Below are 22,742 nucleotides of genomic sequence, written 5' to 3'. Positions count from 1 at the left end.
ATTATCGACACAACGTATATAATAATCGATATTACTCGCATCTTCTTTTCTTCTTTCCTCCAGGATTCCTGCAAGAACTCTGTTTCTTCAACCAACTACGCTAGATTTCTGTCATAATCGGCCAAAACCCGTGAGAACTATGCCAACGGAAGTAACTAGGCTTCTCGACAATATCCGCCGTGAAGCGGGCGACGAGCAAGCCGAGACACTCGATAAACTTCTTCCTGATCGCCGGCAGGCTCGAGCTGATATGGCCAGAGCTTTGTGGTTCAAAGCTACATTTATAAGGGGCAAAGGAGATAACGACGGCGCGATTGAGTTATTCAGCCGCACGATCCAGATCTATGACGAGTTGCTTACAGAATATCCTGGTGAGCCTAAATATAGACGAAATCAGGCCCTTACTTGGAAGAACCTTGGGAGCGTATATTTTCTTCAAACCAATTTTGCCGCTGCCCTTGAAAGTTATAAGAAGGCATTGGTTGCAGATGCTGAACTTGCTGCTTCTGCTGAAAATGATGTATCTGCTCAAATGGATCTTTCGTTTTCACATATTTCGATCGCAAGAGCGTATTCTAAACTGAATGACACAACCAAAGCTTTTGAGGAATTTAGCAAAGCCGTTAAGATCCAGGAGCGACTACATAACCAAGACCCTAAGAATATGTTTGTCTTGAATAGGTTGATTAGATCATATGCTTCTTTAGCAGAAAGTCTGAGAGATCTAAATAAACTTAGCGAAGCCGAAAGCCTCTATCAAAAGTCATTCCAATTACTATCAGGATCGCCGGTGGAGTCGTTGTCTTCAATAGAAAGGGCTCAGGTAGCGTTAATGTATTTTAGCCGTGCCAACTTTTTCCTCAGACGGTCGGAAAGTATGGCTGCGGGCCGAAAACAGACAGATCAGAAGAGCGCCATGGCCGACCTGGAAAAAGCGCATTCTATCTTTTCCGAACTAAAAGCCAGACAAACGCTTGATCCGGCATTCGAAAAGGATTTGGCTGCAGTATCGGACAAACTTCTACAAGTACGTTCACGATCATCACTCTGGGCTCAGAATTGGCCCGCTTTGCACTCTTATCGTTCAAAATTCGGGATCCAAAACTTGAAACCGTCTCGTTCTACCGGCGTTAAGCCGTAGCGAGGAAGGTCCTTTTCATCGTGCCCCAAATAAGTAAAGTGCGGAGTGTCGTCAATGATCGTCTGAAACCAACCGTGTTTGTTCAGGATCGCCCGAACTTTTGCATTTCCAAACTCTGTAACATCGAGAGCGACCATCGAAAGATGCTGAGATGTACCGGGCGCCGCAACTGACGAGAAGATCGAACGATTGAAACCCGTTGAAAACCAAATGGACTGCTCCTCCCAGCGAATCACCTGCGTAACCTGATCAATGACATTCATTCTTCGCACCATCTCAGCTTCGTCCGTTGTGATCCGCCCGCGAGAGGTCCAGTGCTTTAATGCCGGCTCAAATCGAGAATTCCAGATGCGAGCGGTATCGGCAAATGATCGCTTTGACGCACTTCCGCCACGCGGAGTGATTTTAAGACCGGCTCGGGCTGCTTCCGCAATCGCCTCGTCAAGAGTTCTCATCGCCGCTTGTTGCAGAGTGACAGAAACTCCACTAATCGACTTTGTTGAAGACTTCACACTCGCCTGAAAACTATTTACCTCTTTCTCATCTGAAAAAACACACTTCCACGGCGACTTAACCGATCTATTCGCAATGAACATTGCCCCGTAATCTTTGAATACACGACGTGCGACAATATTCCTATCTATCGGACACACTTCGGCCAGAGTTTTATTCTCGTCACGAAGCCGTTTTTCAACGAGCTGGCGAAATTCGACGGACTTTTCTTGTGCGCTCGAGCTTAGAGCTGCAATCACGATAATTGGAAACAAAAAAAAGACTTTTTTCATCATTCTAAGCTTTCGTTCATTCATCCGCGTCGCCTCGATTCCAGTTCGGCCCTGGCCTGCTCAGCAAGACTAAGATATTCATTTCTGATCTTATCCAGCTCTTTCTCATCAAGCTCCTCAAGATCCATTATCTCCTCACGAGTACCAGCGACTGCCCTTATAAGCTCATCAAGCTTTATTTGAATTGCCTCAGTGTCCCTATTCTGAGTATTTTGGATCAGAAATACCATCAGGAATGTAACTATAGTTGTTCCGGTATTGATGACCAGTTGCCAAGTATCGCTGAAAGCGAATAAAGGTCCTGTAACAGCCCACACAAAAAGGGCACATATCGCAACAATGAAGGTTGAAGGCTTACCGGAAACGATCGCGACAGATTTTGCGAAACGCGAAAATGGCGAGCTTTTATGTGAAGACATCTTTCTTCTCCTATTTCTATTTACCTTCTACAAATTCGTTTGCTACTGCCAATACCGCATCTAGGTGAGGTTTCATATACTCATCACTTTCGATGAATGGAACCAACTCACGGATCGCCGCATAAATTCGAGAGGTTCCCTTACCCAACCTCTTGTCCGGTCCGATCTTTTTCTTTCTCAGATCAATACCTTGTGAGGCGCATAATAATTCCAATGAGAGGATGGTTGTCAGATTCTTAACAACCTGGCGCAGTTTGAGAACGCCTGTAACTCCCATGGAAACATGATCTTCCACGTTCGCGGAGCTTGGGATCGTATCGACGCTGGCCGGGTGTGCCAAGATCTTGTTCTCGGTACAAAGCGCGGCCGCTGTGTATTGGACGATCATGAAGCCGGAGTTCAACCCGCCGCATTCGGTCAAGAAAGCCGGAAGAACGTGAGCGTTAGACGCTTCGTCAGTTAAACGCATTATTCGGCGTTCGGATATGTTTCCCAAGTCTGTAAGGGCGATCGTTAAGTAATCAAAAGCTAGGGCAAGCGGTTCTCCATGAAAATTCCCGCCTGATACCACCTCAATATCTCCATCATCATCCTGAAATATCAGAGGATTGTCAGTAACTGAATTTAATTCGATCTTTAATAGCCATTCCGCATATGCGACCGCGTCTCTGCATGCACCGTGAACCTGTGGCATGCACCGGAGCGTATAGGCATCCTGAACATTTGTTGGATCAAAGGAGCGTACAAATTCGCTGCCTTCTAAAATGCTCCGTAAATTCTTTGCTGTATCAACCTGACGTGGATGCGGACGGATCTCGTGGATGCGTTCATCAAACGCCATCAATGTTCCATTAAGTGCTTCAAGACTTAAACATCCAGAAATATCTGCGAGATCAGCGAGCCGGATCGCCTTTGCAGTCTCCAAAAGACCGACGGCGGTCATTATAGTAGTACCGTTTGTGAGGGCGAGCCCTTCTTTGGCTCGGAGAACTTGTGGAGACAACCCCGCCTTGGCAAGAGCTTCCGCACCCGGGAGCACCTCACCTCTGAATTCCGCTTTGCCCTCACCGATCAGCACACATGCAAAATGTGCCAATGGAGCAAGGTCGCCGCTCGCTCCAAGACTTCCCTTTTCCGGAATGATCGGATGAACGCCATAATTGAGACAAGCAAGAATAAGCTCGAGCGTTTCAAGACGAATTCCCGAAAACCCACGAGCCAGCGTATTTGCCCGGATCAGCATTATCGCTCGAACGGTCGGTGTATCGAATGGCTCTCCGACTCCGACCGCATGGCTCAACACGATATTTCTTTGGAGTTCTTCTACTTGTTCTCGACTTATTATCTTGTCCTTGAACGCACCAAATCCAGTGGTTATACCGTATGCGATCTCTCCGCGATCGAGCAGAGCATCGACGGCGGCAGCGGCTCGATTAACTTTAACCTTTGCCTGTTCGTCTAACGAGACCCGAGGTTCGCCCGGTAGCCCGTAGGCAACCGCGAGTACCTGTTCAAAGGTCAGGCTTGCACCATCAATTGCTATCTCACGCGTCACTATATAGGTCGTTCCTTGTCTCGAGTGGCTGGCCATCCATCAATAATGGTCTCAGCGATCAGATCTCCGCCGAATTCATATGCGAGCATTCGCCAATCATGGGCATCTATGATGTTAAGGTCCGCCCGTTTCCCCACATCAATGGACCCATAAGATCCCCCGAGCCCAATTGCATACGCGGCATTAATAGTTGCTGCATTCAGTGCTTCTGCAGGCAAAAGCTTCTGGTAACGGCAGGATATCGCCATCGTCATCGGCTGAGAGGGACACGGCGCCGAGCCGGGATTATAGTCGGTCGTCAGGGCTATGGCACATCCTGCATCGATCATCTTCCTCGCAGGGGCGAACTGAGTCTTGCCGCTGTTAAAATTCTCCGTTGGAATAACAACTCCTATAGTTTCACTCGAGGCGAGCAATGCGATCTCGTCCTCGGAGATCTCGTCTAGGTGGTCTATCGAAACCGCTCTACTCTCTATACCTAACTGTGCCCCGCCGAGATTAGTGAATTGATCGACGTGTGCTTTTAGCCGGAAACCTAATCCAGTAGCCATTTGAAATATTCGCTTTGTATGTTCTAAATCAAACGCATTCCTCTCGCAAAAAATATCAACGAAAAACGGCGTCTCGTCGGAAATGAAATGCGAACCCGAATACCACTCCCACGCTTGCGGAAGCATTTCGCGACATATTAACTCGACGTAGCCCTCTGTATCGTTTTTGAATTCCAGCGGAATAGTATGAGCCGCAAGAAATGTCGGCACTATTTTGATGGCGTGCCGCTTATCCATGGCTTCGATCACCCGAAGCATCCTCAGCTCCACCTGAGTGTCGAGTCCGTAACCGGTCTTTATCTCGCAAACGGTCGTGCCGCAGCCAAGCATCTTGTCGAGCCGAGCAAGAGCGGCCTCTACCAATTCCGTTTCCGAAGCCTCACGTGTGTTTCTGACAGTAGAGATTATACCGCCCCCCGCCGCAAGAATATCGAGCCATTCGCCTTGCGGATGTATTCCTTGATCTCTTCTTCGCTGGCACCGTCAAATACAGGCGTCGCGAAGTGAAGTCCAAGAACGCGTGCGGCCCAGCCGAGATGTGTTTCAAGGATCTGCCCAACGTTCATACGCGAAGGCACGCCGAGCGGGTTAAGAACGATCTCGACCGGCGTTCCATCAGGCAAATAAGGCATATCCTCTTCCGGAAGAATTCGGGCGATAACGCCTTTATTACCGTGGCGGCCGGCCATCTTATCTCCAACGGAAAGTTTTCGCTTCATAGCGACGAAAACTTTTACCATCTTGATTACGCCGGGCGGAAGCTCGTCTCCCTGCTTTAGCTTCGTTATCTTCTCGTCATAGATATCGGACAAGATGTTGATCTGGCGTTCGGTTCGCTGATGATATTCCTTCACCTCTGCGGCTATGTCTATCGAGCCTGCGGAGACTTGGGCTTTTTGCAGAAGCCGCTTGTCGATACCGCTCAAAAGCTCACGATTCAGCGTCGTGCCCTTCTTTGCGACAAGCTCTTTGCCGTCCATCAGGTCAGCTTGCAGTTTACGTCCATCGAAAAGCTCAATGATGCGTTCGTCGCGCTGTTCCTGAAGGATACGTATCTCGTCCTCAAGGTCCCGGCGAAGGCTTTCTTCTTCCATCGCCTCGATATCAAGAGAACGTGCATCCTTGTCTTGTCCCTTGCGCGTAAATACCTGAACATCGACGACCGTTCCGTCGATACCCGGCGGACACGTAAGCGAGGCATCTTTCACATCGCCGGCCTTCTCACCAAAGATGGCACGCAGCAGTTTCTCCTCGGCAGTAAGTTGCGTTTCACCTTTCGGCGTTACCTTTCCGACAAGGATAGAACCCGGTTTTACGGTCGCGCCGATGCGGATGATCCCCGATTCATCCAGGTCGCGGAGCATATTCTCACCTATATTTGGGATATCGCGCGTTATTTCCTCCGGCCCAAGCTTCGTATCTCGCGCCTCGATCTCGAGCTCCTCGATATGGATCGACGTGTAATAATCGTCCTTAACAAGGCTTTCCGAAACCAGGATCGCGTCCTCAAAGTTGTAGCCCCGCCAAGGCATGAACGCCACCAACACGTTCCGTCCGAGGGCGAGTTCGCCGCGGTCGGTACACGGTCCGTCAGCGATAACCTGTCCTTTACGAACACGTTCGCCGACCTGAACTATCGGCCGTTGGTTGATACAGGTGTTCTGGTTTGATCGCTTGAACTTTACGAGCGAATAGATATCCGCCGTAACCTCACGGGAGATGGTCCCGTCCACATTGTGGTCAGCCTTTACAATGATGCGTTCGGAGTCCACATAATCAACCACGCCGTTTCGCTTGGCGACAACGACCGCACCCGAATCGCGTGCGGCGATCCGTTCCATACCGGTTCCGACATATGGCGATTCCGCACGCAGCAGTGGGACGGACTGACGCTGCATGTTCGAACCCATAAGTGCACGGTTCGCGTCGTCATTCTCCAGAAATGGGATCAGCGATGCCGCAACCGAAACAAGCTGTTTCGGGGAAACGTCCATATATTGAATATCGGCGCGATCGGCAGTGATGAACTCACCCCGTTTACGCGCCGCAACCCTATCGCGGACTATGTTGCCTTTATCATCAAGCTCGATGTTCGCCTGCCCAATGACATATTTGTCCTCTTCCCAAGCTGTTAGATAGAAGGGATATGGTTCGAATTCGGCCTGTTTTCCGCCTTCCTTAGCAACCTTCTTGTTCGCCTTTACAACGTCCTCATATGGAACATGCTCGTGCGGCTTGAACTTTGTATCGCCGCCGTTGGAAACAAGGACATACTCGACCACCCGTCCATCCTCGACCTTCCTGTATGGTGACTCGATAAACCCGTACTGGTTTATACGCGCAAAGCACGAAAGCGAGGAGATCAACCCGATGTTCGGGCCTTCAGGCGTCTCGATCGGGCAGATGCGTCCGTAGTGAGTCGGGTGAACGTCCCGAACCTCAAAACCCGCACGCTCACGCGAAAGTCCGCCGGGCCCGAGCGCTGAAAGCCGCCGCTTGTGCGTGATCTCAGAAAGCGGGTTTGTCTGGTCCATGAACTGCGAAAGCTGCGACGAACCAAAGAATTCGCGGACGGCTGCCGTTACCGGCTTTGCATTCACCAGATCGCGCGGCATTGTCGTGAACATATCCTGCTGAATGGACATCTTCTCCTTGATCGCGCGCTCCATTCTTTCAAGTCCAATGCGGAACTGATTCTCAAGCAGTTCGCCTACGGCACGAACGCGTCGGTTGCCGAGATGGTCGATGTCATCCTGGGTATAATTTTCGCTGTCCTTCTTCATTCGAAGAAGGTAGTTAACAACATCGATAAAGTCCTTTGCCTCAAGCAGCGGATCATCTATCTTATCGCGTTCCGGGCGGCCCATCTTGATGTTGAACTTCAGACGTCCGACGCGTGAAAGATCGAACCTGCGCGCATCGAAGAACATTCCCTCGAGCAGGTGATAAGCCGTCGGTACAGTTGGCGGATCGCCGGGACGCATTTTGCGGTAGATCTCAAGCAAGGCATCGACCGGCTTCGAGATAGAATCCTTCTTGAGCGTATTGGCAATGATATCGCCGATGATGTCGTTCTTCGGGAAAAAGACTGAAAAGCTCTCAATGCCTTCTTCGATTATCTGCTGAAGTTTCGCGGCGGCGATCTCCGTGTTCGCCTCAATTATGACCTCACCGGTCTCTGTGTTGATGATATCCTCAAGAGCTACGGCCCCTTCAAGATCGCTGGGGTTTACCTGAACACGTTCACGGCCCATCCGACGAAGTTCGCCGAGAGCCATTTTTGTTACCTTTTTCCCGACCCGCGTTACCTCTTCTTTCTTGTCTTTGATGTCCTCTTCGGCACGCATACCGACAAGGTTCGTGTTGCCTTCTTGAGGAACGCGTATGAAAAGCTTGCCCTTTTCTACGACGGCCTCATCAACCGTATAAAAAAGTTTCAAAATATCTGAATCCGTGTATTCAGCATTTTTGACCACTTCTTCTAAAATGCTGTCAGAAACGGTCTTCATATCGATCTGCGGCGAAAGCCACAGGCCAAGGGCACGCAAAAAGATCGTCGCCAGAAGCTTTCGCTTGCCGAGCCGTGCGTGCAGCAATCCCTTTTGGTCGTATTCGAATTCCACCCACGAACCGCGGTAGGGAATTATCTTCGCAAGATATTCATCGCGATCGCCCTTAAAGAAAACACCCGGACTGCGATGAAGCTGTGACACGATGACGCGTTCGGTACCGTTTATGATAAAGGTTCCGTTGTCGGTCATCAGCGGTATCTCGCCGAAGAAAACATCTTCTTCCTTGATATCGCGGATGGTCGAGGTGCCGGTTTCCGGGTCCTTGTCGTAAACCGTCAGACGTATCTTGACCTTTAGAGGAACGCTGTATGACATACCGCGCTCCTGACATTCCTGCTGGTCGTGCTTATGCTTTAGTCCGACCGGTTCGCCGCAGTTGTTGCAAAGATTCGGGCGAACCGCATTGAACGTCCCGCAGTTGTTACAAAGAACTTCTGCCGGATTGAACGGGTCAACCTTTATTTTTGAACCGCAGCTTTTACAGTTTGCCCGGAGATGCTCCAAACCTTCCAGGTTTCCGCATTTACACTGCCAATTGCCGATCTGATACTCAACGTATTCCAGCGTTGCTGTCTCACGAAAATCCGACACAGGGAACGTAGATCTAAAAACGGAGTGAAGCCCGATATTGTCCCTCTCTTCAGGGATAAGGTCCATCTGAAGAAATCGGTTATAAGATTCGCGCTGGACCTCGATCAGGTTCGGTATCTGAGCTGATGTGTAGATCTTTGAAAAATCAACGCGTTCGGGTGCCTGACTGGTCCTGCGGCCCAGCCCGGCCGAATTATTTTGAAGCGGATTGTTGATCATATTGTTGAATTTGGCCAAGGAAAATACCTATTGATTTATCGGTCGAATACTGTTACGATGCTCAAATATTCGACGGGTTCCGCCGATAAAAGTTTTTCAAAAAAGACGGCAAAGGCGGTCAAGGGTATAGTATGCCCCGACCGCTTTTCAGCAGTTTGCTGTCTTATTCTGGTTTTATGAGTGTGTCTGAACCGGACACTTACTCCCCACTGTCTATAGCGATCCTGCTCTAACCTGCTCTACACAAAGGACTTAATTGAGCATAGCCCAACACCCATTAAAGCAGGCAAATGGAACCGAGAAAAGTCTCCCTGTTAGAATATCAGCGAGACTTGCTGAAATCAACCCGCTGCGGCTTGTGCAGCGGGCTGACCAAATGAATTCGGGACGATCTATTTAACCTCGACGGTTGCTCCGGCTTCCGTAAGCTTGGCCTTGATCTCCTCAGCCTCTTCCTTCGAAACGCCTTCCTTGAGCGGTTTCGGTGCCCCGTCAACTAGATCTTTCGCTTCTTTAAGCCCAAGACCCGCAACGATCTCGCGGACAACCTTGATCACGGCGATCTTGTTGCCGCCTGCGGCCGAAAGGATAACATCGAACGAATCCTTTTCTTCAGCAGCGGCAGCGCCGTCACCTGCTCCCGCACCCGCGGCAGCAACCATCACCGGAGCAGCTGCGGCTGCGGCTGAAACGCCAAATACCTCTTCAAGCTCCTTTACTAACTCAGACGCCTCAAGAAGCGTCATTCCCTTCAAATATTCGACTACGTCGTCTTTTGTGATTGCCATTTTCTTTACTTTCTCCTAATAGGGTTCTTATTTCCATTCGCGAATCTTCATGGGCCATCGGTGTCCGACATTCCATTCTCGATCCGCGGCTTTGTTGTCAGCCGATAGAACCCACGGGACTTAAGGGCAAGGTTGCATCTCCTTTTCCTTTTTGTCCGAGCAGCACAGGTGACCTGACATATCACCCGGCTCGTTTTCCTTGAGTACGGCCTCTGTGCGGGACGTTTCCCGCGATCTCAAATGAAGCCTTAGTGTTCGGTCTGGATCGAACTTAAGGCCTCTAAACTATTCTGATCTCTCTTCTTCCGCTTCAGCAGCCTGTTCCGCCTCCGGCGAAGACGCGTCCTGCTCTTCTTCCTTCTTTTTCTGAGCTTCTTCTGCCGCCTCTGTCGGAGCTTCAGGCTGATCGCCACCATTCTCGTCAGTGGTATCAGCAGATGGAGCGGCTTCTTCAGATGGAGCTTCCGGCGCAGCTTCCGCAGCCGACTCCTCAGCCTTTGCCTCAGCTGGCGAACCAGCCGCGCGGCCTTCCTGTTCACCGATCTGCTTGATCACAACTGCCAGATCACGCGGAACAGCATTGATTACGGTAACGATCCGCTGTGCCTGTGCATTAAGCACGAAGAGCAGCTTTGAAATAAGCTCTTCTTTCGAAGGCAGACTTGCGATCTCGGTAACCTGTTTCAGATCGACCAATTTTCCATCAACAACGCCTGTTTTGAATGTGTAATGGTCGGCGTTGTCCTTCATGAACTTGGAGATCGCCTTTGAGAGCACCACCGGATCATTGTCCGTCCAAGCTATTGCGGTTACACCCTTGAATGAATCGGTCGCTTGTTCGTAATCAGTTCCTTTGACAGCCAGTCGCGCAAGCGTATTCTTGACCACTTTGTACTGCGCACCAGCCGCTCGAAGATTGTTCCTGAATTCCTGGTCCTTAGCGACGGTCAGATTATTAAAACTAACGACCATCGCAGATTTTGCCGTCTTCAGCGATTCCGTGAGGGCGGCCAGATCCTTTGCTTTTATTTCTCTTGTTTTCATTTCTACAATCGCTCCTCACTAAACGTATGCCAGCTCATCGAGCAAGACGCCCGGGCTCATCGTTGCGGCTAAATTTATCTTTTTCAGATAGCGCCCCTTTGCCGTGCTTGGTTTTGCCTTCATCACGGCCGTGATTAGAACGCGGGCGTTCTCTTTCAACTTCTCCTCATCAAAAGAGACCTTTCCGACAGGCGAGTGAATAACGCCCGTTTTATCAACGCGATATTCCACCTTACCTGCCTTTGTCTCTTCGACAGCGGTCTTGACGTCCATCGTTACCGTTCCCGTTTTCGGATTCGGCATAAGTCCGCGCGGCCCAAGAAGCTTACCAAGCTGTCCGACCTTGCCCATCATATCGGGCGTTGCGATCAATGCATCAAAATCAAGCCAGCCGCCTTTGATCTTTTCGACGATATCGTCACCGCCGGCAATATCCGCTCCCGCAGCTTCTGCCTCTTTGATCTTGTCTCCCTGAGCTATCACGACCACGCGTTTCGCTGCGCCGCCAAGCCCATGGGGCAGGACAACGGTGCCGCGAACAAGCTGATCCGCTTTTCGCGGGTCAACACCGAGCCACATCGTCAACTCAACTGTTTCGTCGAATTTTGCGAAGGCGATCTCTTTAAGTTTCGCGATCGCTTCGTCAAGGGTGTGTTTCTTGCCCGCCTCGATCTTTTCGAGAGCGGCAAGGTATTTCTTGCCTCGTTTCATTTTACCTCCAGGTATTAACGGAAGCTTTCACTTCCTCCCTAATATTTACTTTCGAATAGATCTGTTGTTCGAGATCTATCCTTCAACGGTCAATCCCATCGATCTTGCCGTGCCTTCGATAGTTCGCATCGCTGCTTCGATGTTCGTCGTATTAAGGTCCGGCATTTTCTTTTCAGCGATCTCGCGGATCTTGTCACGCGAGATGGTGCCTACCTTTTCGCGATTCGGTTTACCCGAACCTTTCGGGATACCAGCAGCTTTTCTGAGCAGATCGCCAGCTGGCGGCGTTTTGGTCTCAAATGTAAACGAACGATCGGCATAAACGGTTATCACGACCGGGATCTTCATATCCGGATCGTCATTCTGCGTCTTGGCGTTGAATGCCTTGCACCGCAAGATATTCAGAAGGTCTCCGAATTGATGGCAGGCCAAAGCCTTGAGGATCTCTTCAGCGGTTATGTCCGCGGAAGACAGGAGATTGACTATAATTCTATCGTTCATGGCATAGGACTTTCGCTTAATGCCTCGAAGAACGATGCAGGGAAATCATACATCGGGGCTGACCTTGCAGAGGAACAGGGCCGCCTTACCATAAGAACAGTACGTGCGGGAACTCCGGCATTTGAACAGGGCCTTAATATAGGTGATCAGATCGTCGCGGTAGATGGGCACCGTGCGAACCTTTCATTCCTGCAAACGTATATCGGTGAAAGAAAACCTGGAGATACTGTGAGACTTACGATCTTTAGGTTCGATCGCCTTCGGGACATCGAGTTCGTGCTTGGAGAGAATCTGCGAGAATCATTTACATTCGCCCCGTTGGCGAATGCGACAGAACTGCAGAAGCGGTTGTATCAGGAGTATTTGAATTCTCCACTTTGATCCCATTTTGCGGGCGACCACTTTCAAGAGAAATGATCAGATCCAATAAATTTGGCCTATTCCTTATTGCGGCTATTGTTATTTCCGGATGCACACCGCCTGATAAGGCAGGTAGCGGGACCGGGCCGTCATCGCTTTCTGACGTGCCTGCAGTAAGATTAAGCTACCGTTACGAGGCCGATGTGCCTCCGCCGACGGTTGCTGCGAAAGAACAGGACGGTGCGATAAATGTAGGCATACAGAGGGATTTTGAGCTGAATCGGAGCGCCGAAACTTTAGACCGCGTATTTCCTTCGCCCGATGGGAAAAAGGCTGCCGTGGTTTATAGCCGACCGGGAGATCAACCAGGTGATTATCGCTTAGATCTATACGACTCAGGCGGAACACTTCTTAGAAAACTTACCTCTGACCTGATGGCCGTTCACTTTCCGGATACCATTCGCTGGTCGCCCGATTCGCGTGCGGTAGCATTTGTTGCAATGCTTCGGACTGCAACTGCGGTACCAGAAAATCCGGCAGAACGCGAATCAAATTCAGGGCCCGTGGTGCCGGTGGAAGATGCAGATGAAAATGCGAACAGGGAAACAGCTTCGAACACGAACGAACCCGCTCCGGTTTCGACACCGCAACCGCCGACCGGAATACTTACATTCCGCTCTGACCAACTTTATCTTGCGGACAGCGACGGCGGAGGTACCAGACCACTGACGCAAAATGAGAGTCTGATCTACTACTACTACGAATGGTCGCCGGACAGCTCAATGCTTGTAACTCTTGCCTCTACGGTAGTCGAATGGGGATATCGCGAGCGTGGGGCCAAGTCTCGCGGAGAGGTTTTCGTACCTGCCGGAAGACCTCGTGTGGTCGAGCGAAACGGTAGAGAACGTCTCCTTGACGATTCATTAACCTCGGTACATCCTGTTTGGTCGCCGGATTCTAAAAAGATCGCTTGTGCTTATAATGATCAGGTCCGTATATACGATGCGGGCGGTACAGTGCCGACGCAGGCTGCGATCCCACTTCGAAACAGCCTTCTGCTTTCCTCACAGGCGTACGACCGTGAACAGGCACGATCATTGAATGCACCTGAGGGATCTGAAGCTCCTCCTGCAAACAGCAACCAGGCGAATGTGTCCACCGAGACGCTTCCCGATCCGAACACGCTTGCATCATTCAATCCAATTGTTGCCCTTCATTGGGCATCCGATGAACTCTTATATTTCCAGACGGCTTTTATAAAGCGGATGCTGAATGAGGCCGACAGCGTTTCCAGCTTTCCGCGCTGGCATCGGCTCGTATTTGCTCCGCAAGCCGCAGACAACTGAGCGATTATGAAACTTCAAACCATCGAGGATGCATATACAGCCAACACGTTGGCGAGCGAGAAACTTACTCAGGCCGTTTTGGGCCTAGATGATCAGGCCGCAACATTCAAAGCATCGGCAGATGAATGGTCTGTCCGGGAGATCGTCGAACACATTGCAGTGGTCGATGCGGGCATTGTGAAGATCTGCACTAAACTTCTCGAAAAGTCTGAGTCACGAGGGGCAACCAAGAATGCAGGGCCTCTAGTTTCTGAAGATGTCGAGAAGTTTTTTGATAAAGCTCGAAAAATGAAGTTAGATGCACCGGACATGGTTCGCCCCACGGGAAATGTCTCTATCACCGATTCTCTTGATCTCATCGCCGAGAATGACAAGGCTTTCGCCGAACTAAAAGATAAATTCCTGCAGTTCAATGATTCGGAGAACAAATTCCCGCATCCGTATTTCGGGCCGCTGTCGGCCGCGGAATGGCTTGTACTTCGCGGAGGGCATCAGATGCGGCATTTGCGGCAGATCCGACGCGCATTATCCACCCAACAAACAACATAAACAGCCCCGGATGATCGGAGGGCTGTCATCCGGGGCAATTTGTCCAAACAAATGCTTCTTAACTATCCAAAATAGATCGAAGCTGAAGGTGAGATGAATCTCTTCGTAAGATAGGTTGCAATACTTTCATCAGAAAGAAACAACCACACCAAACTAATATTGATCACCGCAGAAGTTCCCTTTTGGTGTAACTAATCGGCCCCTTTGATCCTCAATACCAAATGCTGCGTCAGCCCTTTTATGATAACATTAAGTGTTGCTTTCCATAACTATTAATTATTCGAAATCATTGACCACGTATGGATAAATTTCTCATCCGCGGCGGGAATCCGCTAAAAGGCACGATAGAGATCGGCGGTGCAAAGAACTCTGCCCTGCCTTGCCTTGCGGCTACGCTTTTAACTGCTGAAACGGTCACGCTTCACAATGTCCCATATGTCAAGGACCTGATCACACAACGACGCCTTCTTGAAGACCTCGGAGCCACGGTACTGACACCTGAGCTTCGCACGCACAGAGTGACCGCGGCGAACATCGATACATTTGAGGCACCCTACGAACTTGTAAAAACGATGCGTGCGAGCGTGCTCGCTCTTGGGCCTTTGCTAGCCCGTTTTGGGAAGGCGAAGGTAAGTTTGCCTGGCGGATGCGCGATCGGTACCCGTCCTATCGATCTTCATCTGATGGCGTTCGAACGCCTTGGAGCAACTGTTTCGCTGGAATCCGGAGATGTGGTTGCTCGGGCTCCTAAGGGTAGGCTTGAGGGCTCACAAATAGATTTCGAAAAGGTTACGGTAACTGGAACTGAGAATGTGATGATGGCCGCATCGCTGGCGCGGGGCAGAACGATCATCAGGAACGCAGCAATGGAACCGGAGATCGAGGACCTTGCGGAGTTATTAAAGAAAATGGGAGCTCAAATAAGCGGCGCAGGCACCCCGGAGATCGAGATCATAGGTGTCGATGAATTGGGCGGGGCTGAACACACGATTATCCCCGACCGCATTGAGACTGGCACGTTCATCGTTGCTGCTGCGATAACGGGCGGGGAGCTTGAGATAGCACACTGTCGTCCAGATCACCTAGCGGCAGTGATATCGAAGCTTTCGGACGTAGGCGTTGAGATAGAAAAAAAGAACGACTCCACGCTAAAGGTAAGAGTTTCTGGTAACGGGTTGAAAGCTGCTGACGTGATAACCGAACCGCACCCGAAATTTCCGACGGATATGCAGGCCCAGTATATGGCGCTGATGACACGATCTGAGGGAACATCGAAAATTGTCGAAACTATCTTTGAGAACCGGTTCATGCACGCTTCTGAAATGATCCGAATGGGTGCCGATATCCATATCAACGGGAACACGGCAATAGTAAGGGGGCCCAGAAAGCTTACCGGCGCTCCTGTGATCGCTTCAGATCTGCGAGCATCTGCCTCGTTGGTTCTTGCTGCTTTGTGTGCCGAAGGTGAAACGTTGATCGATCGCGTTTATCACATTGACCGAGGCTATGAACGGATCGTTAGAAAACTCCGCTCGATCGGTGCTGATATTGAGAGGGTTACGGAAGACTCCGCTGTGGCAGAGGCAGTTTAATTTCCTAACGCGGTATGATTTAATTTACCCATAGGCTGATGGCAAATTCTGATTGCATATTTTGCAAGATAATAAAAGGTGAGATACCGTCAACTCGAGTTTACGAGGACGACATATGTATCGCGTTCAACGACCTGCATCCGCAAGCCCCGAGACATATTCTGATCATTCCTAGGGAACATTTCGATTCGCTTGATCGTGTGGATGAAGGGCGAAAGGAAATGCTAGGCCATCTTTTGGTCACTGGAGCAAGGATCGCTCGCGATCTCGGGTTTTCCGAGCGCGGTTATCGGGTTGTTATAAACACGAATGAGGATGGCGGCCAGACCGTTTTTCACCTGCACGTCCATTTGCTTGCGGGCCGGCAGTTCATTTTCCCACCGGGTTGATTTCTTCGTATGTTGCGACGAGCTTTGTTACCATCTATATACCTTGCGGTTCTTCTTTTCATCGGCTGCGGCGGTACTACATCGGAGACGGCTGATAACTCGAATACCGACGTCTCAGTAGTTCCGGAGTACTCAGATGCTCAGACAGCTTTGGCAGAGGGCACAAAGTTTCTCGATCAGGACGAGGTTGAGAAGGCAATCGCAGCACTGAATCAAGCTGTAAAGCTAGATCCCGGCCTTGCGGACGCCTATTTCAATCTAGGCGTAGCATATGCCTTGGTTGAAATGCGTGATCAGATGAATCTTGAGAATCAGCCGATCCCCGGAGATACTGATCCGAAAAAGAAATCTAATTCACAGATAGCGTTTGAAAAGGCTGCCGATGCGTTCAAAAAAGTGGTCGATGAGCATCCTGAAAATCATCAGGCATATTTCAGCCTTGGACTTGCTTACAACAAACTTAATCGTGATGAGCAGGCTGCAAAGGCATTTAGGCAAGCAGTAAAGCTTAATCCTGAGGATGCTCAGTATCAGATAGAATTGGGCAAGATCTTGATAAAACTCGCTCAGTACCGAGAAGCGATCGCTCCGCTAAAAAAAGCTTTGGAACTGGATCCGGAAAATGTTGACGCAGAAGAATTGCTTTCAGATGCAGAAGCCGGACGCAGCAGGATCGATTACGTTTCCGCAAAGAAAGACACAGATAGTTCCTCAAGTTCGAACACCCGCTCTGAGCCCCAGTCTGACACCTCAAATTCGAACACATCAAGACCGGACACAAAACCTACTGAAAAGCCATCACCGCGAGCGACTCAATCATCTCCAGAGCCTCGACAGCTCCGAACTCCTGCGGCTGCCAACCGACCTCGTTGATCTGTGTTAAAATGTAACGCGGGATCGTATTGTGTATCAGGTTGGCATATTTGTATCAAGTTGACCCGCAATTTATGCGATGCGGTCTATGCGTGGCTAAATGAAGATCGAGATAGACGAAACTGACAAACTCCCTTTTGATCGGAAGCTTAAAATGCATGAGGCTCGTGAGGCGATCATCGAACGCCTCGCCCGCGACCTTCCTGAAACCATACAGATCGAGCGTTTTTTGAATGTTGTAGTCTCGGAGATCGGACGGATGCTGGAGGCAGACAGGTGTGATGTCCTCCAGCTTGTCGACAATAAAGAGCTTCGCATAAGCCACGAATGGCGGCGGGAGAAAGGGATACCGTCGAGTAAGGGAACCGTTATTCCGATAGATAGAAAACGCCTTTCCGAACAATTTGATATCTCTGTTCCGATTCGCATTAACGACGTTGCCAAAGCGAAAGACCCGACGCTTAAGTTCTTCGCAAAAGCCCTTGAGACACGCTCACTTTTGATAATACCCATCAGCTTGAGCGGAAATGTGATCGGTCTGCTCGGGCTACACGATACCAATAAGCCCCGTATCTGGCTTGACGAAGAGGTCCAATTTCTCGAATCGATAGCTCGTCAGATGGCGATCGGTTATCAATACACACGGCTTTACGTGGCACAAGAGCAAGAAACACGACGAACGAACGCATTGCTGGAGATCGCAAATACTTTGAATTCTCATTCAGATTTCAATGAGGTCTCAGCACGGGCACTTGAGCGAGCCATAGGTCTCGTCGGAGCAGATTATGGAGCACTGGGCGTCATAGATCAGACAGAAAAGCGGATCTCGCTTGCGTCATTCAAAGCCGCTGAAGGCAAAACACCGAGTAGAGTGTTGAAGATCGTTGAATCCCACGGACGAGCACTTGATATTAATACTTTCCCGGCCGTGGCAGGGCTTATTCGTGATGGACGGACACGCTCCGTAACAGATGCGGAGCTGCCATTTGCTCTTCGGCTGATATTCAATAGGTCACTAGGCGGAAAGGCTGCACTACTTTCGCCGGTGCGGGTCGAAGGAAGGACATTCGGCTTGCTGGGTTTCGTCTGGGGCGATCCAATAACGTTCGAAGACCATGACATAGCTCTTGTCGAAGGTATTGCGGATCAGATAGGGACAGCTTTGCAACGTGACCGGCTCTCTGCCGAGGTAATGCGTCTAAAGGCAGAACTGTATCAGCGGAGCAGCGAGATAATTGGGCAAGCGAAGGGAATACAGCGGGCCGTTGAGTTAGCACTTAGCGTTGCGAACACGAACACAACAGTGTTGATACAAGGCGAATCGGGAACCGGAAAGGAGCTTCTTGCAAATCTGATCCACTTCAATTCAGGGCGGGACGGAAAGCCATACATAAAGATCAACTGCGGGGCCATCCCGGAAACGCTTCTAGAATCAGAGCTGTTCGGACACGAGAAAGGGGCATTCACGGACGCGCGGAATCTGCGCAGGGGGAAATTCGAAGAAGCAGACGGCGGGACCCTTTTCCTTGACGAGATCGGCGAGATGCCTATGCAGGCACAGGTCAAACTTTTGCGGGTACTTCAGGACGGCGAGTTCACACGCGTTGGCGGCAACAAAGTAATGAAGACCGACGTTAGGGTCATCGCAGCAAGCAACGTTGACCTTGAAAAAACCGAAGGATCTTTCTGGTACCGGGTATTCGCTTACGTGGAGCGAAGAGATTCTGGGCATTATCATTTTCTTTGCTTCGCTTTTTGCTGTCTGGAATGTTTACCAGCTTGTCCCGATGCTGATGGCGATAGGCATCGCGATCGTAAGTACGTTCTTAGGTTTGAAACTCTTGAAACTTTTCCGGTCAGCTGATCAGACATTTTACGGCAAGAGCCTTCGCACTGGCGGACGTTTCACCTTACGCGGCGGGATATTTGCTGCCTTCGCAATGCTCTGGCTGGCTCTCGTTGCACATAGCGGATATATCCGTTATCACGAATCGGCTGGTGCAAGGGCCTTTGAGAACATAACAATACCGGATGAATTGGCACTTGCTACTTCCGATCCATCACGGTGGCTGACGCAAGCCGACCGTGGCAATGTCCAGATAGGTAAAGACCATCTCCATCGGGCGATGAGATCGGGACTCTTTACAAACGTCGATGCAATGCCAAAGCTAGCTTGGTTAGAATATCTTGCCGGAAATAAAGAGACCGCCGCAGAGCTTCTTGATAAAGCCGCAGCCTTGAGCACGGGAAGGCAAAGAACGCTTTCATTGTATTATCGCGGGGCCATCCTAAGCAGATCGGGCAGAGCGGAAGAAGCTTTGGTGAGTTTGAAAAGCGCCCTCGAGACAAGCTCCGATCTCGCGGCCGGATATGAGGAATTGGGTGAAGCACTCTGGCGGTTGGGTCGGGTGGAAGAGGCTGAAGCGGCATGGCAGGCGGCGGTAAAGAAAGGATCGGGCCTGCCGCTTGCGAATAATTTTCTTGCGGGGGCCGCAGAGGTACGAAGCGCAATGGATACCGCGGCAACTTTCGAACGGCGAGCAGAACAGTTCACCCCCCGAGACGCTCGCTTCAGATGGATGCTTGGTACGCGGCTGAAGAATCTTGGAATGGATCGAATTGCTGAGAAACAATTCTCAGAGGCTCGCAAATTGGATACTGGGCTTAAGCAATAGGTAAACGGGAAACGCCGAGTAGTCCGAGCTGTCAAGCAGGGCCGAGAAATTAGAGCACAGGACTCTTCAAATTTCGGATTGTATCGTTTTCCGTGCTTTGATAAACTTTTACGGTTTTTCCCGCTGTGTTTCTTTCAGTTACGGTCGGGAATTCGATTCTTCGTCAGAGTTATTGGAGTCACTTTTAATGTCCAGATCAAAATTCGTCGTACTGGCCGCGTTCGGCTTGTTCGGATTGGTATTTCTTGCGTTTGATCATAGTCCGGTTACTGTGAAAGGGCGATCTTTCGCTGCGGTTCCGTCTTCACCGACCGGCGTTAACGCCTCTGATGGTGATTATGTGAATAAGATAGGCGTAATGTGGAATGCGGTGCGCGGGGCGACCACGTACCGAGTATTCCGCAGCACATCTAACGATCCGAATACGGCAACTGAAATTGGCTCGACGGCGGCAAACTATTTCTTCGATACGACGGCCGCTACCAGTACGAACTACTTTTATTGGGTACGCGCTGAGAATTCCTCGGGAAACAGCGAGTTGAGCTCTGCGGACCAAGGCCTCCGGGCAAATGGAGTTATAGTGCCAGGGCCGCAGGTGCCGCTGGAACCACCGGTCTCTCCAACCGCGAATCCTGTGACCGCAGCAAAAGCCACTCTTGGCAAGGTTCTATTTTGGGATGAACAGCTTTCATCCACACGAACGGTTTCCTGCGGTACGTGTCATCGTCCGGCAGAAGGTGGTTCAGATCCACGAACCGTGATCGGGGATATAATGGCCCGTAACCCCGGTCCCGATGGGATACTCAACACGGATGATGATATTTTTGGTTCGCCCGGTGTTCCTCGCAGCAATGCAAGCGGTAATTATATCGGAGCCCCGATCTTTGGTCTTCGTCCGCAAGTTACAAATAGGAAATCGCCTACATACTTGAACACAGCATACGAACCGATCGGGCTTTTCTGGGACGGACGGGCAGAGAATATTTTCCGTGACCCGCTTTCGAACGCAGTGATCTTGAATGACCGCGGTTCGCTTGAAAGCCAATCGGTAGGACCGCCGCTTTCGCCGGTCGAAATGGCTCATAATGGGCGCGATTGGGTCGATGCCGCTGCGCGAATGAATGGTGTAAAACCGCTCGCTCTTGCGTGGAACATTCCGCAATCGCTGCAGGAATGGATCGGAGGGCGAACCTATCCGGAGCTTTTCGAGGAAGCGTTCGGTACGCCGGAGGTAACCCCTGCCCGCATCGCTTTAGCGATAGCGACCCATGAAAGAACGCTTTTTTCCGATCGGACACCTTTTGATCGTTGGGCCGCGCAGATCGAACCATTGACGCCGCAGGAAGAGAGCGGACGCCAGGTTTTCATAAATAACCAATGTGCCGCATGTCACGACGGTGCCTTGATGACCGATCATATCTTTCACAATATCGGCGTTAGGCCAACGGCCGATGATCCGGGCCGCGGTGCAGTAACACAAAATCCGGAGGACAACGGGAAATTTAGAACCCCGATCTTGCGAAACGTTGAGCTGCGCGGGCCGTATATGCACAACGGAAGATTCGCTACACTTGAAGATGTCGTGGCATTTTACAACCGTGGCGGTGATCATAATGCCCCGAACATCGACCGTCAATTGATACGTCCGCTCGGGCTTTCGCCCCAACAACAGGCTGATCTGGTCGCATTTCTGAAGCGCCCGCTGACCGATGTTAGGGTAAGGGATGAGCTTCCACCATTCGACCGGCCGAAACTTTATACTGAATCGAATCGCGTGCCGGTCATCAGCGGAACAGGCCGAGCCGGAACAGGCGGACTTACACCAAATGCCGTTGCCATTGAACCGCCGCTTTTAGGAAACCCGAGCTTTACTGTTGCGGTCGGCCAGTCTTTGGCCTCATCATCGGCAACGTTGGTCATTGCCTCAGCGGATCCAGGTGTCGGGAGCAGTATTCCGGCTTCCGGTGATTTTCATCGCAGCACGGTTACGCTGAACCCGGCGGGTCAGGGCTCAGTTAGTATTGCGATACCCAATACTCCTTCCTTGATCGGACGCACATTTTACGGACGCTGGTATGTTGTCGATCCGGTGGCCGCGAACGGTTTTGCCGTTTCTCGTTTGTTTACGTTCACCATTTTTGGCGAGGCCCAGGCAAAACCAGCCTTTATGGATTTTGACGGAGATCGTCGAACTGATGTCTCTATCTTCCGTCCCGGACTTGGCGAATGGTGGATCCAGCGAAGTTCTAATGAAAGCACGGTTGCTTTCCAGTTTGGGCAGGGAACTGACAAATTGGTTCCAGCTGATTTCACCGGCGACGGGAAGACTGACGTAGGGCTTTGGCGCGAATCGACCGGACAATGGTTCATTCTACGGAGCGAGGACCTGAGCTTCTATGCGTTTCCGTTCGGCACGGCAGGAGACATCCCGGCTCCCGGCGATTTTGACGGCGACGGAAAGGCCGATCCTGCATTGTTCAGGCCGTCCGCTGGGCTTTGGTTCATTCAGCTATCTTCAGGCGGCTTCAGGACAGAGAATTTCGGGTTGCCGGGCGACAAGCCGATCGTTGCGGACTATGACAATGACGGCAGTTCAGACATAGCTATCTTCAGAGCAAATGGGCCATTCGGAGCAGAATGGTGGATCAACCGGTCATCATCAGGCGTTATAGCGTTCCAGTTCGGCCTTTCCACGGATAAGGCCGTGCCTGCCGACTACACAGGAGACGGAAAAGCGGACATCGCACTCTGGCGGCCAAGCAATGGATTCTGGTATGTGCTCAGAAGCGAGGACTTTAGTTACTATGCTTTCCCGTTCGGTCTAAATGGGGATATTCCTGTAGCAGGCGATTACGACGGAGACGGAAAAGCAGATCCGGCGGTCTTTAGGACGTCGCAATCTATCTGGTATATCAACCGCTCGAGCGGCGGACTGGGCGTGGTCCCGTTCGGACTTTCGGGAGACGCACCATTACCGGCGGCATATATCCCGTAACCCGCGGCCGTGATCTAAAAGACCGCCCGACTATCTTTCTCCAATAATTTGGAAAGGTCTTCGGGCGGTCTCTTACTCTTCGGTTT

At 50.8% G+C, this 22,742-nt stretch carries 17 protein-coding genes and 3 pseudogenes; 10 read left to right on the top strand and 10 right to left on the bottom strand.

Annotation, left to right across the window (positions count from 1 at the left end):
• Window positions 1-139: 139 nt before the first annotated feature.
• A complete protein-coding gene (locus JVX88_RS08305) occupies window positions 140-1,141 on the top strand; it encodes a tetratricopeptide repeat protein (RefSeq protein ID WP_211626868.1) in 1,002 nt (333 codons plus the stop codon).
• On the opposite strand, the gene JVX88_RS08300 is transcribed toward JVX88_RS08305, so the two are convergent.
• From JVX88_RS08300 to rplK, 10 genes and pseudogenes are all read right to left on the bottom strand, one after another.
• Window positions 1,078-1,950 carry a hypothetical protein gene (locus tag JVX88_RS08300; protein ID WP_211626867.1) on the bottom strand — a complete coding sequence of 291 codons (873 nt, stop codon included), beginning with the start codon at window positions 1,948-1,950 and terminating at the stop codon, window positions 1,078-1,080. The genes JVX88_RS08305 and JVX88_RS08300 overlap by 64 nt on opposite strands.
• Complete coding sequence (locus JVX88_RS08295; RefSeq protein WP_211626866.1) at window positions 1,947-2,345, bottom strand: low affinity iron permease family protein; 399 nt, start codon at window positions 2,343-2,345, stop codon at window positions 1,947-1,949. The genes JVX88_RS08300 and JVX88_RS08295 overlap by 4 nt, the downstream gene beginning before the upstream one ends.
• A gap of 16 nt (window positions 2,346-2,361) precedes the next feature.
• Entirely contained in the window at window positions 2,362-3,900 is a 1,539-nt protein-coding gene (gene hutH, locus JVX88_RS08290) for a histidine ammonia-lyase (RefSeq protein ID WP_211626865.1), read from the bottom strand.
• Window positions 3,900-4,856: an imidazolonepropionase gene (hutI, locus tag JVX88_RS08285; protein WP_263975574.1), complete on the bottom strand. Its 957-nt coding sequence runs from the start codon at window positions 4,854-4,856 to the stop codon at window positions 3,900-3,902. The genes hutH and hutI overlap by 1 nt, the downstream gene beginning before the upstream one ends.
• 35 nt (window positions 4,857-4,891) lie before the next feature.
• Window positions 4,892-6,589, bottom strand: a pseudogene (rpoB, locus tag JVX88_RS43935) (DNA-directed RNA polymerase subunit beta); the annotation flags it as partial.
• A gap of 207 nt (window positions 6,590-6,796) precedes the next feature.
• Window positions 6,797-8,680, bottom strand: a pseudogene (locus JVX88_RS43930) (hypothetical protein); the annotation flags it as partial.
• Between the two features lie 545 nt (window positions 8,681-9,225).
• Window positions 9,226-9,615: a 50S ribosomal protein L7/L12 gene (gene rplL / locus JVX88_RS08275; protein ID WP_410503776.1), complete on the bottom strand. Its 390-nt coding sequence runs from the start codon at window positions 9,613-9,615 to the stop codon at window positions 9,226-9,228.
• A gap of 291 nt (window positions 9,616-9,906) precedes the next feature.
• Entirely contained in the window at window positions 9,907-10,665 is a 759-nt protein-coding gene (gene rplJ, locus JVX88_RS08270; RefSeq protein ID WP_211626862.1) for a 50S ribosomal protein L10, read from the bottom strand.
• 18 nt (window positions 10,666-10,683) lie between these two features.
• Window positions 10,684-11,376: a 50S ribosomal protein L1 gene (gene rplA / locus JVX88_RS08265; RefSeq protein ID WP_211626861.1), complete on the bottom strand. Its 693-nt coding sequence runs from the start codon at window positions 11,374-11,376 to the stop codon at window positions 10,684-10,686.
• A 75-nt stretch (window positions 11,377-11,451) separates the two neighbouring features.
• Window positions 11,452-11,766: pseudogene (gene rplK, locus JVX88_RS08260) on the bottom strand (50S ribosomal protein L11); the annotation flags it as partial.
• A 30-nt stretch (window positions 11,767-11,796) separates the two neighbouring features.
• On the opposite strand from rplK, the gene JVX88_RS08255 reads away from it, so the two are divergent.
• From JVX88_RS08255 to JVX88_RS08215, 9 genes are all read left to right on the top strand, one after another.
• Window positions 11,797-12,258 carry a PDZ domain-containing protein gene (locus JVX88_RS08255; protein WP_211626859.1) on the top strand — a complete coding sequence of 154 codons (462 nt, stop codon included), beginning with the start codon at window positions 11,797-11,799 and terminating at the stop codon, window positions 12,256-12,258.
• 32 nt (window positions 12,259-12,290) lie between these two features.
• Complete coding sequence (locus JVX88_RS08250; protein WP_211626858.1) at window positions 12,291-13,583, top strand: TolB family protein; 1,293 nt, start codon at window positions 12,291-12,293, stop codon at window positions 13,581-13,583.
• A 6-nt stretch (window positions 13,584-13,589) separates the two neighbouring features.
• Window positions 13,590-14,132, top strand: coding sequence for a DinB family protein (locus JVX88_RS08245; protein WP_211626857.1), 543 nt, complete (start codon window positions 13,590-13,592; stop codon window positions 14,130-14,132).
• A gap of 299 nt (window positions 14,133-14,431) precedes the next feature.
• Complete coding sequence (gene murA, locus JVX88_RS08240) at window positions 14,432-15,724, top strand: UDP-N-acetylglucosamine 1-carboxyvinyltransferase (RefSeq protein WP_211626856.1); 1,293 nt, start codon at window positions 14,432-14,434, stop codon at window positions 15,722-15,724.
• A gap of 38 nt (window positions 15,725-15,762) precedes the next feature.
• Window positions 15,763-16,113, top strand: coding sequence for a histidine triad nucleotide-binding protein (locus JVX88_RS08235; RefSeq protein ID WP_211626855.1), 351 nt, complete (start codon window positions 15,763-15,765; stop codon window positions 16,111-16,113).
• A 9-nt stretch (window positions 16,114-16,122) separates the two neighbouring features.
• Window positions 16,123-16,986: a tetratricopeptide repeat protein gene (locus JVX88_RS08230; RefSeq protein ID WP_211626854.1), complete on the top strand. Its 864-nt coding sequence runs from the start codon at window positions 16,123-16,125 to the stop codon at window positions 16,984-16,986.
• A 100-nt stretch (window positions 16,987-17,086) separates the two neighbouring features.
• Window positions 17,087-18,850 (top strand): sigma 54-interacting transcriptional regulator, encoded by a 1,764-nt coding sequence (locus JVX88_RS41775; protein ID WP_211626853.1) that lies wholly within the window; start codon window positions 17,087-17,089, stop codon window positions 18,848-18,850.
• The gene (locus JVX88_RS08220; RefSeq protein ID WP_211626852.1) at window positions 18,828-19,661 is read left to right on the top strand and encodes a tetratricopeptide repeat protein; all 834 of its coding nucleotides are present in this window, start codon (window positions 18,828-18,830) and stop codon (window positions 19,659-19,661) included. Before JVX88_RS41775 ends, JVX88_RS08220 begins: the two co-directional genes overlap by 23 nt.
• A 187-nt stretch (window positions 19,662-19,848) precedes the next feature.
• Entirely contained in the window at window positions 19,849-22,656 is a 2,808-nt protein-coding gene (locus JVX88_RS08215; protein WP_211626851.1) for a cytochrome c peroxidase, read from the top strand.
• The last annotated feature ends 86 nt before the right edge of the window (window positions 22,657-22,742 follow it).

This window comes from Leptolyngbya sp. 7M (genome assembly GCF_018128485.1).
Note: the sequence above shows the minus strand (reverse complement) of the source record. Positions and strands in the feature narration are given on the sequence as shown.